General features: G+C 47.6%; 10 protein-coding genes. 4 read left to right on the top strand and 6 right to left on the bottom strand.

All coding sequences use genetic code 11. From position 1 onward, the window contains the following. Window positions 1-25 precede the first annotated feature (25 nt). The 4 genes from AABA75_RS01550 to AABA75_RS01535 are packed head-to-tail and all read left to right on the top strand — an operon-like array spanning window position 26 to window position 5674. Window positions 26-1543, top strand: a complete 1518-nt coding sequence (locus AABA75_RS01550; RefSeq protein WP_338290628.1) for an NADH-quinone oxidoreductase subunit L — start codon at window positions 26-28, stop codon at window positions 1541-1543. Between the two features lie 14 nt (window positions 1544-1557). Further along, a complete protein-coding gene (locus AABA75_RS01545) occupies window positions 1558-3963 on the top strand; it encodes a YbcC family protein (protein ID WP_338290627.1) in 2406 nt (801 codons plus the stop codon). Then, a complete protein-coding gene (gene cysD / locus AABA75_RS01540; protein ID WP_338290625.1) occupies window positions 3963-4883 on the top strand; it encodes a sulfate adenylyltransferase subunit CysD in 921 nt (306 codons plus the stop codon). The genes AABA75_RS01545 and cysD overlap by 1 nt, the downstream gene beginning before the upstream one ends. Further along, a complete protein-coding gene (locus tag AABA75_RS01535; protein ID WP_338290624.1) occupies window positions 4883-5674 on the top strand; it encodes a DUF6671 family protein in 792 nt (263 codons plus the stop codon). The genes cysD and AABA75_RS01535 overlap by 1 nt, the downstream gene beginning before the upstream one ends. Here AABA75_RS01535 and AABA75_RS01530 read toward each other — a convergent pair. From AABA75_RS01530 to AABA75_RS01505, 6 genes are all read right to left on the bottom strand, one after another. After that, complete coding sequence (locus AABA75_RS01530) at window positions 5656-7077, bottom strand: winged helix-turn-helix domain-containing protein (protein ID WP_338290623.1); 1422 nt, start codon at window positions 7075-7077, stop codon at window positions 5656-5658. The two genes, AABA75_RS01535 and AABA75_RS01530, sit on opposite strands and share 19 nt — an antisense overlap. 69 nt (window positions 7078-7146) lie before the next feature. Further along, window positions 7147-7908: a hypothetical protein gene (locus AABA75_RS01525; protein WP_338290621.1), complete on the bottom strand. Its 762-nt coding sequence runs from the start codon at window positions 7906-7908 to the stop codon at window positions 7147-7149. Next, window positions 7909-9573, bottom strand: a complete 1665-nt coding sequence (locus AABA75_RS01520; protein ID WP_338290620.1) for an alpha-amylase family glycosyl hydrolase — start codon at window positions 9571-9573, stop codon at window positions 7909-7911. A 158-nt stretch (window positions 9574-9731) separates the two neighbouring features. After that, a complete protein-coding gene (locus AABA75_RS01515; RefSeq protein WP_338290618.1) occupies window positions 9732-10724 on the bottom strand; it encodes a LacI family DNA-binding transcriptional regulator in 993 nt (330 codons plus the stop codon). 30 nt (window positions 10725-10754) lie between these two features. Next, on the bottom strand, window positions 10755-12278 hold the full coding sequence (locus AABA75_RS01510) for an MFS transporter (RefSeq protein WP_338290617.1): 1524 nt from the start codon (window positions 12276-12278) through the stop codon (window positions 10755-10757). A gap of 32 nt (window positions 12279-12310) precedes the next feature. Beyond that, window positions 12311-13672 carry a GH1 family beta-glucosidase gene (locus tag AABA75_RS01505; RefSeq protein WP_338290614.1) on the bottom strand — a complete coding sequence of 454 codons (1362 nt, stop codon included), beginning with the start codon at window positions 13670-13672 and terminating at the stop codon, window positions 12311-12313. Window positions 13673-13709: the final 37 nt, after the last annotated feature.

The raw sequence follows: 13709 nt of genomic DNA, 5'->3' as shown, positions 1-13709 counted from the left end.
CTTAAAGCATTCGCAAGAGGTGGTTATGCAAAGTTGGTGGCTAGCAGGTTCGTTTTTATTCTTGCCCGGTGTATGGGCAATGATGGGTTGGTTAGGAGGTCGGGCGAAGACAAGCAACAGCAGGAGCACAATTTATAGAGTGACACTCTGGACTTCAGGTTTAGCCTTATTGCTCATCAGCAGCGCTTCAGTATTGCTCAATGGCAATGTGATTAGCGCCAGTCACGGCGCGCTTTTCAAGTTTACTACTGTTAACAGCATTATATTGCCCTTGGTGATGTTCATCGCCATGATCATCCTGCGCTTCTCTCACAATTATTTATCTGCGGAAGCATGCTACCCGCGGTTTTTCCGCTGGATGATGCTAACCCTGACCGCTGTTTCGGTAACACTACTCACTAACCATCTGGTCATTTTCTTGCTGAGCTGGGTGGCAATCAGCTTATGCCTGCACAAGCTTTTAACCCTTTATCCTGAGCGTCCTCGAGCCATTCTTGCGGCTCACAAAAAGTTTATCTTGGCACGCCTGGCTGAGTTGTGTTTATTGGGTGCGTTTGCACTGCTCTACATGGCTCATCAAACTTTATTCATCGATGAGCTATTAACGAACATTGGCACAGGTAGCGCATATTTAGAGCACACTGCCGCCGTCTTGATTGCTCTTGCGGCGCTGATAAAGTGTGCCCAACTCCCCGTGCACGGTTGGTTGATTAAAGTCGTCGAAGCCCCTACCCCAGTAAGTGCTCTGCTGCACGCGGGTATTATTAACCTTGGTGGTTATCTGTTGATTTTGTTCAGTCCGCTAATTGAGTTTTCGGCTTATGGTCGCTGGACATTACTGGTTATTGCTGGAATAAGTACCCTGCTGGCTTCCCTTATCTTATTAACCCGGGTCAGTGTCAAAGTGCGCCTTGCCTGGTCGACTTCCGCACAAATGGGATTGATGCTAATAGAGTGCGCCTTGGGTTTGTATTCGCTGGCGTTATTACACCTGGTAGCGCATTCCCTTTATAAAGCCTTTGCCTTCCTGAATTCAGGCAATGCCGTTAACGAACAGTTACAACAGGAACTGAGCGGCAAATTACGTGCTCCGGCCCGCTATTGGCTACCTGCTGGCGCTTTCAGCCTGGCGGTAATCGCCGGGGCATTCACTCTGTTCCACGAGCAAGGCCCCATCGCCCCTTGGGTTCTGCTGTGGATGGGTATTACCATCCTTATGGCCACCAGTGCGCAAAAGTCTACAGCTGTCATTGCTGCCGTGGTACTCACAGGCTGTTATGTGTTGCTCAAGACCAGTTTCGGGCAGTTTTTTGATGGCCAAGGTATCACATTTTTAAGCGCCGAGGATGTGTTCGCCTGCCTGGTATTTATCAACATGTTTGTGTTTGGTTTGCACCTGCGCTTTGCCCATCATAAACCTTGGGTACAAAGACTATCCGCAGCGTTATTTGCCGGACTGTATCTGGACGAATGGTTTACTCGCTCCACGTTGCGTTTTTGGCCAGTAGCCAAATCAACCTTGCCGCTTAAGCAATCTCAATAGTTATCGGAGGATTTATGAATACGGCTCAATCTCACCTGCAACAGCCAGCTTCACCGTCCATTCACGACTGTGTGGCTGATGTGTGCACGCGTATTGCACCCAATTGGCCTTTGGACAAGCTCATTGCGGTAAATCCCTATTGGGAGCTCAAGCAAGACTCATTTTCTGATGTTGCCATACGCCTCGCGGCATTAGCTGGTGTTCAGTCCCTAATGCCCAAGTCTTTCTGGATAGAGGCTTATCAACAGGGCAAGATCAGTGATAACGCCTTGCAGCAAGCGGCCCTGATTCACGACTATCAACAAGGGCTGCCTGCACTGAAGCTGACAACAGAAAGTGTCGCCCCTGCGAGCTGGAAAAACTTATCTGGACTGGTGGACCAATTTCGAACGGAGCATCAGGTATCCTGGCATGACGAAATTATCCAGCAAATCAGCCAATTTTGCGCGGCGTTCTATCAATCTAATGCCATCCTTGAACGCATTGAGGGTGAAAATAGCCAGCATTGCTTTTACAAAAGTTGGCGTAACAACATCATCAAAGACAATGGTATTGGCGTTTTGATGGGAGAAACCAAACTGGCACAGTCCATTAGCACCTTGCCCGAATCACCTGAGGCATTATTTGAAATCGCCATGGCTGAGTTGGAGGTGCAAGAATCAATACAGGAAGACTATCTGTATGCCCTGTTATTGGATATCAATGGCTGGGCGGCTTATGTGGCCTATCGTCGCTGGCAGAATACAAGTGACGACATGATGCCTTTGCTGGCAGTGAGACTGGCTTGGGAGCTTATAATCTGGCGTCACTTAAAGCATATCAGCTCTGGCGTACAAACTGCTGTAGCTGAAAAATGGCAGCAAGAACAACAAAGTATTGGCGCCAGGTTTCAAGAGCATCATCGCCATCAAAAAGCACTATGGGTTTGGCATACCGCCCATGAGTTGACCCAACAACAACAGTTACAAAAGCAGTTGCGAACCACCAGCGATGCGCCGGAGCCAAAGCCCACGCTGCAAGCGGTATTTTGTATTGATGTGCGCTCAGAAATCATCCGCCGCGCCCTGGAGCAACAGGATAACGGTATTGAAACCCGTGGCTTTGCCGGTTTTTTCGGTATGCCCGTGGCCTATGCGCCTACAGGCACTAAGCTACAGCGGCCGCAACTTCCCGGCTTATTGGCCCCACAAATAGATGTTTCAGAGCGCACTGGTAATGTCACTCGCCTGCGCCCGATTAAGAACCAAGCCAACTGGTTGCGCTGGAGTTATAGCCCAACCGGCTCTTTTTCTTTGGTGGAATCAGCGGGTTGGTGGTATGGCTTTAAACTACTGAAAAATATGTGGTTTCCCGGAAAGCAGGAAAACCCGGTGAGCAGTTTAAGTCACGAATCACAGTGGCAACTCAGTCGCGACGGTGAAACACTCTCCATTCAAGACTGTGCCGAATTGGCTAAAGGGATCCTCGGCGCACTGGGCATTCAGAACTACGCAGAACAGGTTCTGTTAGTCGGTCACGCCAGTTGTACTACCAATAACCTCCATGCTGCAGGCCTGGATTGTGGTGCCTGTGGCGGCCAATCAGGTGAGGTAAACGTGCGTATTCTCACCCAGCTTTTGAACAATGAAGCGGTACGCGTCGAATTGAAAAAATTAGGCATTACAATACCTGATACAACCCATTTTGTTGCAGCACTACACAATACCACCACAGATGAAATAAGCTGCTTCGACGATGAACTGAGTGAACAGCAGCGACAGTGGTTGCGCAATGCCACACAAATCGCGCAACTGGAGCGAACCGCTGATGTGGACGAAAAGCTGGCCAAACTGACACCAGAAAAGCGTCAAAAAGCCTATCGAAAACGCAGTTACGATTGGTCGCAAGTGCGTCCCGAATGGGGACTGGCGGGCAATCACAGTTTTATTATTGCCCCCAGACAGCGCACCAAAGCCCTCAATTTAAAAGGCAAGGTATTCTTGCATGATTATGACTGGCAAAACGATTCTGATTATTCAGTACTGGAACTTTTAATTACCGCGCCTATGGTGGTGACTAACTGGATCAACATGCAATACAACGCCTCAGTAACCGACAACCTGAAATGGGGTTGCGGTAACAAGGTGCTGCACAACGCAGTAGCGGGCAACATTGGCGTATTTGAAGGCAATGGTGGTGATTTGCGCATCGGACTATCGATGCAATCACTACACGATGGCAAGCGCTGGATGCATACGCCACAGCGTCTAAGCGTCTATATCGCGGCACCGCAAGAAGCGATAGAAGGCATTGTTAACAAACACTCACACATCAAGCAGCTGATAGATAACGACTGGTTATATTTGTTTAGCTGGCAGGAAACCAAACAAATACATCGACTGTATAAAGGCGATTGGATCACACAGGAAGAAGGTCATTAATGAAAACGTTAAGCCATTTACAACAACTGGAAGCAGAGAGCATCCACATTATCCGTGAAGCCGCGGCAGCATTTGATAATCCCTGCATGATGTATTCTATCGGGAAAGACTCCACGGTGATGCTGCACCTGGCGAGAAAAGCCTTTTTCCCCGGTAAAGTACCTTTTACCCTGTTGCACGTGGATACCACCTGGGAATTTGCCGAGATGGCGCAATTTCGCGATAAGCTGGTGGACAAACTGGACTTGAATCTTGAGGTCTATACCAACCAGGAAGCGCTGGATATGGGAGTTCATCCTATTCGCTCCGGCTCTGTGATTTATAACGACCAAATGAAAACCCAGGCCTTAAAGCAGGCGCTTGATAAGCATAAGTTTGATGCTGCGCTGGGCGGAGCGCGCAGAGATGAGGAGAAATCGCGAGCTAAAGAGCGCTGCTTTTCTTTGCGCACCAAAGAACATCGCTGGGATCCGAAAAACCAACGTCCTGAGTTGTGGCAGAACTACAATGCAGAGATCTCTGGCGGCGAAAACATCCGGGTATTCCCCTTGTCCAACTGGACTGAATTGGATATCTGGCAATACATTTATCAGCAAAACATTGACCTGGTTCCCCTGTATTTTGCTTCCGAACGCATGAGCTGGTTGGACAAAGACAGTGGTACTATCCTGGCACTGGATGACGAACGCATGCTGCCGTTTTTAACAGAAGAGGAAAAACAAACTCTGAAGCCGCGCTGGATACGCTTCAGAACGTTGGGTTGTTACCCACAAACCGGTGCCATTGAAAGCGACGCCACTACGTTGCCCATGATTATCCAGGAAATGCTATTATCCACCAGCAGTGAACGTCAGGGACGCCTACTGGATAAAGACCAGTCTGGCTCCATGGAGAAAAAGAAGCTGGAAGGTTATTTTTAATGCCAGACATCGTGCTGTGTAGCAAGCATCAGAAAGGGGCGCATATCGCCCCCGAACTGGAGCCGCTTGGCTATTCACTGGTGGAAAATTCAGAATTTAACACAGACAGCTTGGGCACCTTTTCAGGCGAAATAGAACGCAAGTTAACCCCCAAAGAAGCGGCCCTGGTCAAGGCAATAAAAGCATGTGAACTAAGCGGCAACCGTTATGGGCTGGGCAGTGAAGGTAGCTTTGGCGGTGGCCCCATGCCCGGTTTTATGAATTGGAACGAAGAAATACTCTGCTTTTACGACAATGAGCAAGGGGTTGCCGTTTATGCTTTGGCCAATGGGCCCTGCAAAATCAATAATCTAAAAGCGCAAGCCCCGCGCGATTTAGCTGCACAGCTTAAAAACTTCCCTCAGCAAGCCTGGCTTTGGCACACACCCGAAAAAATTCACAAAAGGCTATTTGCTGAGCAGTTGCTCACCATGGCTGACTCAAATGAGCTTAGTTTTCCAATCACATTACAGCCAGATCTTCGGGCCATGCATTGTCCGGAACGACAAATCATGATTGCCAAAGCGGCGCAGGACCTGGCTACTCGCTTGCAGTCCCATTGCCCTGAATGTCAGGCACTGGATTTTGTGGTGAAAGAAGCCCAAAAGGGCCGTTTATGCAGTTGGTGTCATTTGCCCACGGAACAAATCAAAGCCACCATAAAAGTGTGTGAACGATGCCAACATGAAGAAATTGCTGAAAGGTTCGATGAGCCAGCTGACCCGGGCACATGTCAGTTTTGCAATCCCTGAATTTGTGGTTCAATCAATCGTGCATACTCCTCCAGCTGGCCATAAAGAAACGACATTTCACGGGATTGAATTTCCTGACGGGCCTGTTGGTAAAAGCGCTGCGCCATCGCCAGTTGCCCCATGTCCAGATGTAAACCACTGAGCTTTAGCTTCAATCCCGCGGCATTAACTGGCAAGTTGATCTCATCATATATAGATTGCGCCTTGAGGTAACTGCGCAGCGCCACAACAACATCACCCTGTTGTCGCAACATGTCGCCTTGTAGCTCTTCTAACTCAGCCCTTACCAGCCAGGCATCTTTTTCAACCGCTAACGTCAATCCTTGCTTTATCGCCAGTAACGCGTTTGGTGCTGAGCCGGGATAAAGCGCTTGAGCTTTCAATAGCTGAAATCTCGCCTGCTGTGAGGAAGTCAGTTTCGGGTTACTAAGTGCTTGCTCACAGTAATGCAATGCTGTTTCTTGTTGAGATTGCCATAACAGCAACCGAGACAACATCAATTGCGCTTCAATGTTATCGGGAAACCGGGAAACAAATTGTTTTAACTTCGGTAGCGCCATTTCCCAGTCTGTCTCAAAAGCAGTGACCACTTCTACAAATTCAGACCATTGCTGTTGTTGCTTATTGATATGACCTTGAACTATATGTGTAACCTGATCATTTAAAGCCGCAAATGCATCCTCAAGGGAATAACTTAAAATGGCGTTGCTGATAGTGAGTTCATGGTTTTTGAGGGAATAAACCAGTTTAAAATCGTAAATATCGCCATAAAGCTTGATATCCAGAGCCCAGTTTTTTGCATTAGTGCTTACGGAGTCGATTGGTGGCGGTTCAAGGTTCGCCGTGCTGACTTCTATGTCTGTAAGGGATTGCTGGAGATTCGCCGCAAACGCTGCAATTTTTTCTTGTTGCAAGAGGTCCAGGTCATTTCTGTCGATGCGGTTTTGCACCGACAACTGCAACAAAGTTTGCGGCGTCATTGGGGTAAAGTGCCAGGCAATGGCAACAACCACTATCACGGCAAAAAACAGTGCAGCAACAACGCCTTTTTTACTGATTACTGGACCGGATTCATCAAAGTTATTCGCTACTGCCGCTGGGCTTTCCCGTCTCTGCACCGGGATCAGCCATTGATAGCCTTTCCTGGGATGATTTTGCACCACGCTAAGATCGCCAAACAAAGTTCTGATTTCTCTGATGGACTGAAAAATCACCCCTTCGTGAACGGTCACATCGTCCCAGACTTCCTCTAATAGCTGGCTTTTAGTGACCAAGGCACCTTGGCGCTCCATCAGGTAAAGTAGCAGCGCCATGGTCTTAGGGCGAATCAACTGTTTACGCTCGCCGTCTACCAGTTCACGTGTATCAGTATTAAGCTCGAAATGAGCGATCTTAAATATCATGGGGGCAGTGGAAGCGCAGAACCTGACTTAAACAATTAAGTCAGAATAACATTGAACCCATGAGGGGTACTACAGCAATTCCCTGATATTCGCCTCCATAGCAGAATCCACCGGGAACCGTTGCTTTACAAAGTCCAACATGTTCACAACCGTTTCTGGCAACCTTGCAGCATCAGATAAAAACCCGCTCAAGTGTTGGGCGACTTGTCTATGACGCTGTTCCGCCCTTCTGTCGATACAAAACGGGTCGCGTTTTTGTAAATCAGTTTCGGTCAAGGTTAAATCCAATAAGCTTATTAAGCGGTCCATAGCATACACCTGCACAAAACGCTGCGCAGAACACATTTCGCCTCGTTGATAGCGACATAGCCCCACATACAAATTAGTCAGTAGCTCCCCCAATAAAAATGGCACATCCTGAGATATTTCAGGTGTGGATAGACAAGGTGTTGCGAGGGATTCAGGTAAACTGTCGTCTCGCCAGATAAACTGCCCGGATTGGTAAGGTATGCTTTGTAGCTCCTTTGCTTCAAACACCGCAAACTCGCAAAATACGCCATCCCCGTAGAGCAACTTGTAGCCATCCTGGGTATTTCTAAAGGCATAAGCCACCGGCGCAATATTGGCCAACCAACTTAAATCATCAATAAAGGCATACTTATGATCCTCAGCAACAACGGCAAAAAAGTCCAGATCGGAATATTCATCCATGCGACTTTGATCACCAGTTGAGCCCAGCCCCAACAACCCCAATCCTTGTGGGTGCTGCTTGAGCATATGAGCGATCTGCTGCAATCTTCTCAATAAAAGCGGTACTTTATCCCGTTTCATTTATCTATCCGCAGTTGCCATTAATACCCAGCGATACGGGGAGGAAAAACGTACTCTGCCCGACACAACTTGTACCACCTCTCCAGAGTAATAATCCTTCAAGGTCGAACCCTCTTCAAAGACTTTAGCAACATCAATCTGTTTTTCCCCGACGCTCATTTCAGCCACCACCACACTATCAAAACCTTCAAGCTGGCGGCTGAATACATAAGGCGCATCGTTCAGCATTTGATGTTTCCCGGCACCCACCGCTACAAACTGCTGACGAAATTGACCTAGCTTTTGCCAATGAGCCAGTAGCGCCTGTGTCTCAGGTTGGGTCAGGTCTTGCCAATTCATGTTAGCTCTGAGCGCAGCATCACCGTAGGCCTTCGGCACCAACATAGGACGCGCTAACTCGTCGCCGTAGTAGATCTGCACCCCACCCGGCGCCATCATCAGTTTGAAAGCGCTTTGCCATGTTTGTTGGCGCTCACGATCCCAAGAGTCCTGATCATCATGGGAGCCGATATAGTTAAGTATGCCTTTGCTGCGAAACGATGGGTGATGCAATTGCGCATCATATTGAGAAAACAGGGTTTCGCTGTCCTGGCTGATATGAGCAACAAAGCCCATATTGATCATGGCATCAAAACCATAATCAAAAAACTGCACTTGTTTGTCGCCATAATCATAAGCATGGGTTTGTGGGTTAGCACTTTTAAAACCATCAACGCCCCAATTAAACACTTCAGCAACCATATAAAATGGTAAATCTCCTGCGAGTCTTTCTGGATTTTGCTCACGCCATTGAGCCAGGGCCAGTTCACTCTCTTTTTTCAGAACAGACCAAATCTCTGGCTCAACGTGTTTTGCTGTATCTACGCGAAAACCATCAATACCGTATTCTCTCACCCAATCAGTTAACCATTTTACAATGTAATATTTGGGTGCTTTCGGATATCCGGTTCTTGAAAAAAATTCCTCCAGTTCGGCCAGCTCTTGTTCCAGGCGCCCTTCTTTCTTCCATTTATCTGTCAGAATGGAAGGTAGTGGAGTGTCCTGTTCCGATTCGGTAAGCACATCAGTTAGCGATGTGGCCAAAGCACAAGAGACATTCTGTTGATAGCTACGCCAGTTACAAACGGGCATGGTCCTGACCCAGTCACTCGGCCACAGTGTATCTTGCTTAGTTTCCGGTCCGGTGTGATTAATGATGACATCCATCACGATGCGAATGCCATTTTTGTGGGCCGCCGCTATCATCTCTGCAAATTCTTGCTCTGTACCAAAATTGGCGTCGATAGCTGTCCAATCTTTTGGCCAGTAACCATGATAGGCATAGGTGAGATTGTCAGATTCATCATAACCATGAACTTGCTCAATCAGCGGCGTTGTCCAGATAGCATCAACACCGAGTCGATTAAAATAGCCGGCCTCAATCTGTTGGGTCACTCCCTTGATATCGCCGCCTTCAAAGCCTCGTAAAAGCGCGGCCTGTGCATTGCGCTGGTAGTTGAGGTCATTGCCCGGTTCGGCATTATTGAACCTGTCGGTAAGTAAAAAATAAACGGTGGCGTTGCGCCAGAATTCGTGGGTTCCAGCGAAAGCCGGGAGAGCTACAGCTCCGTAAAACAATACAATGATGGTAAACAGGCTGAAAGAACCAGCTATTTTGGTGCTCATATTCGGGTTCCAGTGATTAAACTTTTGTCAATCTGGCACAGCACAACAAAGCTGCACACTGAAACTTACTTAAACTTTTTTAAAATCAGATAAAACAAAACTTTAAGTGTAAGTAAAGACTCACACTTTTGAATTAATGAATATCGGTCATATGATGGTCAGACGAGGTTTACCGAGTCGCGCAATACTAACTCGGCATCATATAGGTGCTGTAGCTGATGCTTTTGATTGTAAACCTTGTTCAAAATACACTTTGCTGCCATCTCCCCCATTTGATAGATGGGGTTACAAACGGAAGTAAGTTTAGGGTATACATGATGGGCAATCACCACGTCATCGAAACCAACGATAGATAAATCTTCCGGAAGCCTCAATCCCAAATCTCGGGCACAACTCATGGCCCCGGAGGCCATCCAGTCATTAGCACAAACTAATGCAGTGAATTCAATATCTCGAGCCAATAAGGTTTTCAGCCCTTCAATACCATCCTCCTCTTTAAAGCGGCCTTCAAAATGAAAGGCATCAGAAAAGGCAATACCCGCTTCTTGCAAAGCGCGTTTATGACCCGCTAAACGCTGCATCGCATCAGCCTTACAGGCGGGACCGGAAATATAAGCGATGTTGCGATGCCCCTTGGCAATAAGATGCCGGGTAGCACGATATCCACCCGCTTCATTATCTAAACAGAAACAAGCTTCATGCAATTCAGGGACGTGTCGGTTGATAATAGAAATAGGGAGACGGCTTTGCAGTTTTACCAGATCTTTATCAGACATGGCCTCAGAGTGCAAAATCAAGGCATCACAATTGCGACTGATTAAAAACTCCACGGCATCCAGTTCTTTCGCCAGGTCGTTGTGTCCCACACTGATAATGACATGTTTATCTTGCGCCCGAAGGGTCATTTCAATGGCTTGCATCATCTCACCGAAAAACGGGGTGTGTAGTTCTGCTACCAGCACACCGATACTGTCGGTGCGATTGTTTGCTAGCGAACGCGCTACTGAGCTGGGCCGGTAATTAAGTTCTTGTACTGCTTTTTCAACTTTTTCCCGCAACTGAGCATTAACGGTTTTCCTGCCATTCAATACTCTTGAAACCGTCGACAACGACACGCCTGCCCGTTCTGCCACCTGGTATATTGTCGCCACTTATCCTCCTGTGGAAAGGGTTTTCGTAAATTACGCCGCCCTTGCTTGTGCTAATTCGTCAGTGATTTGAGATTGAGTTTGCTCATCTAGTGGATAAAACCACATTAACGCCGCTCCGGCAACGCCAAACAACGCCGGGATCCAACTCATGAGTAATAACATTGCCGGTATCGCAGCTTGTGCAGTGGATTTATCCAAACCATCGTAACCATACCAGGCAAGTACCAACAACACTAAAGCACCAGCAAAGCCGCCACCGGTTTTCTGCACAAAGGTACCTGCAGAATATACAAGGCCCGTTGCTCTGCGTCCGGTGCGCCACTCAGAATAATCAGCAGCATCGCCCAACATAGCGAAAAACAGCGTTGGCATCATGGCGGCAAAAAATTCTGCCGCACAACCAGTGAGAAATATCAGCAAAGTCTGCTCGGCTGGTAGCCAGAACATCATGCCCGTTAACAGGCTGCTACAGAGCAAGATCCCAATAAACAGGTTTTTACGTCCCCACAAGGCAGAAAACTTTGGCGTTAACAAAGCACCAGCCACCGAAACCACCAGCAACGCAATAAAGTATTGCCCTGCCAGTAATTCGTTACCCACATAATACTTAAAGTAATAGGCCACTGCGGCGTATTTAACGCCATTAAACATCATGGTTAAAAAGCCCATGCCCAGTAAAATCAGCCAGGGTTTATTGTCCAATAAATCCAACAAGTCTCTTTGTGTGCGGCTGGCATTTTCTTGCGGCGATGCCTTTAACCGTTTGATTAACCACCACAACAGAGCAAACACCATGATAAAAAAGACGGCGCTGGGCAGGTTTCGATAATAGAAGAACAAGGTCATGGCTAACAGTGGTAAAATTAACCAAGGTAGCTGTTTAGCAAGGTCTTTTAGCTCAGTGCCCAACGAACCAGACAGTTGTACTTCGCTGTGTACCCTTTCTTTGGTAAACACCACCGTGACTAACATCAGTAATACCAGCAAGGCGGCATAAAAGAACATGGCGTATTGATAACCTTGCGCACTATCACCGTCTCCCAGCGCATTGACTAACATGGGTAAAAAGCCCATAACAAACATGCCGCCGATAAATGCACCGGCGAAGCGATAGCCTGATAAGCTGGTGCGTTCGTTGTGGTCGCTGGTCATCACCCCCATTAGCGCGGAATAGGGAACATTGCTCATGGTATACGCCAACGTCAAACCAATATAGGTGACGTAGGCGTAGACGAGTTTTCCACCGTCACTGAGCTGGGGCGTGGTAAAACACAGCACCATAAAAAGCCCTAATAACGGTGCAGACCAAAGTATCCAGGGACGAAATTTACCCATCCGGGTTTGGGTACGGTCTGCAATCATCCCCATCATGATATCTGTAATGCCATCAGATAAGCGCACCACCAAAAACAACATAGCTGCCGCTGCGGGTGCAAGGCCGAAGGTATCAGTATAAAACACCGCCATATAAGCCAAAGCGCCACGCCACACCAGATTTGCAGCAGCATCGCCGGCACCATAACTGACTTTCTCAGCAAGACTTAATTTCGACATGGCTCTAACGACTCCAATACCACGAACTAATTTTAATCATGCAATGCCTTTTTTGCTTGCAGTAAGTTTTGATAGGCTTTTGCACTGGCTTTAAAGGTGCGCTTCTGCGTTGCAAAATCGACATATATCAAGCCAAATCGTTGTGTATAACCCTCCGCCCATTCAAAGTTATCCATGAGACTCCAGGCAAAATAACCGCGGATGTCGACACCCGTTGAAATGGCGTCTTCCAGCGCATTCAAGTGTTGTTGATAGTAGGCAATTCTGTCCAGATCCAAAACCTGTCCATCGATTAATTGATCCGCCATGGCTGCACCATTTTCCGTGATGTAAACAGGCGGTAAAGTGAAACGTGTCGATAAATCTGTGAAAAGCTGCGCCAGTGCTTGAGGATATATTTCCCAACCAATTGCGGTTTTCGGCTCTCGATGCGCATGTTCAGTATACAGCTCAGTCGGCGTATTGGGTGCGGAATAGGTTAAGCGGGTGTAGAAATTAACGCCCAGAAAATCCAGCGGCTGTTGGATGATTTGCATGTCTTCGGGGAATACTTCAGGTTTGTCTTCCTCAGCCAGACACTGCATAACATCAGGATATTTCCCCTCTAATAAGGGTTGCAGATACCACAGATTAATATATTCATCAGCAAGCTTGGCAGCCTGAATATCTTCAGGTGCATCCGTTACTGGATAACAAGGTGTAAAATTCAGTACGATGCCGCGCTGCACTTGTGGGCAACACTGTTGTAGCGCTTGCATGCCTAAGCCATGGGCCAAAAGAATATGGTGTGCCGACTGTCTGCCTGAACGGCGCCCGGTTTTCCCCGGAGCATGAACCCCAATCTCATAGCCCAGATAAGAAGAGCAAAAAGGTTCATTGAAGGTGGCGTAAGAGTACACTTTATCCTGCAAGCAATTGGCCACCTTTCTTACATACTGCTCAAAAGCATAGGCAGTATCTCGGTTCAACCATCCTCCTTTGTCCTCAAGGTATTGGGGTAGATCCCAATGATAAAGGGTAACAAAGACCTTGATGTTGTGCGCATTGAGGGTATCGATAAGGCGAATGTAAAAATCCATGCCTTGCTGATTTAATTCCCCAGATGCGCTCATTATGCGCGGCCAGGAGAGAGACAGACGATAGGCATCGATACCTAAGTCCAGCAAGATAGCGACGTCTTCTTCCCAACGTTTAATATGTTCACATGCAACGTGTCCATCGGTACCGTCAGCAATGGTCCCATCTTGCTCGCAAAAAGTATCCCAAATACAGGGTAATCGCCCTTCACTATCCCCTTCAATTTGAAATGATGAGGTTGCGACGCCGAACAGAAAATCTCGGTTCATCAGTGGAGAAGGAGGCGATAGTCGCAGGTCTTTTGTAGGTTCTGTCATGGATATTTTGATTCCGAGATTAATGCTTTATTTGAAA

Source organism: Planctobacterium marinum (genome assembly GCF_036322805.1).
In the GTDB taxonomy this organism is placed as follows: domain Bacteria; phylum Pseudomonadota; class Gammaproteobacteria; order Enterobacterales; family Alteromonadaceae; genus Planctobacterium; species Planctobacterium marinum_A.
This window is presented reverse-complemented; position numbering and strand designations above follow the sequence as displayed.

Coding starts and splice junctions, on each gene's coding strand:
- AABA75_RS01530 (WP_338290623.1), bottom strand. CDS start 7,077: ATGATATTTAAGATCGCTCATTTCGAGCTTAATACTGATACACGTGAA.
- AABA75_RS01520 (WP_338290620.1), bottom strand. CDS start 9,573: ATGAGCACCAAAATAGCTGGTTCTTTCAGCCTGTTTACCATCATTGTA.
- AABA75_RS01510 (WP_338290617.1), bottom strand. CDS start 12,278: ATGTCGAAATTAAGTCTTGCTGAGAAAGTCAGTTATGGTGCCGGCGAT.
- AABA75_RS01550 (WP_338290628.1), top strand. CDS start 26: ATGCAAAGTTGGTGGCTAGCAGGTTCGTTTTTATTCTTGCCCGGTGTA.
- AABA75_RS01505 (WP_338290614.1), bottom strand. CDS start 13,672: ATGACAGAACCTACAAAAGACCTGCGACTATCGCCTCCTTCTCCACTG.
- AABA75_RS01545 (WP_338290627.1), top strand. CDS start 1,558: ATGAATACGGCTCAATCTCACCTGCAACAGCCAGCTTCACCGTCCATT.
- AABA75_RS01535 (WP_338290624.1), top strand. CDS start 4,883: ATGCCAGACATCGTGCTGTGTAGCAAGCATCAGAAAGGGGCGCATATC.
- AABA75_RS01525 (WP_338290621.1), bottom strand. CDS start 7,908: ATGAAACGGGATAAAGTACCGCTTTTATTGAGAAGATTGCAGCAGATC.
- cysD (WP_338290625.1), top strand. CDS start 3,963: ATGAAAACGTTAAGCCATTTACAACAACTGGAAGCAGAGAGCATCCAC.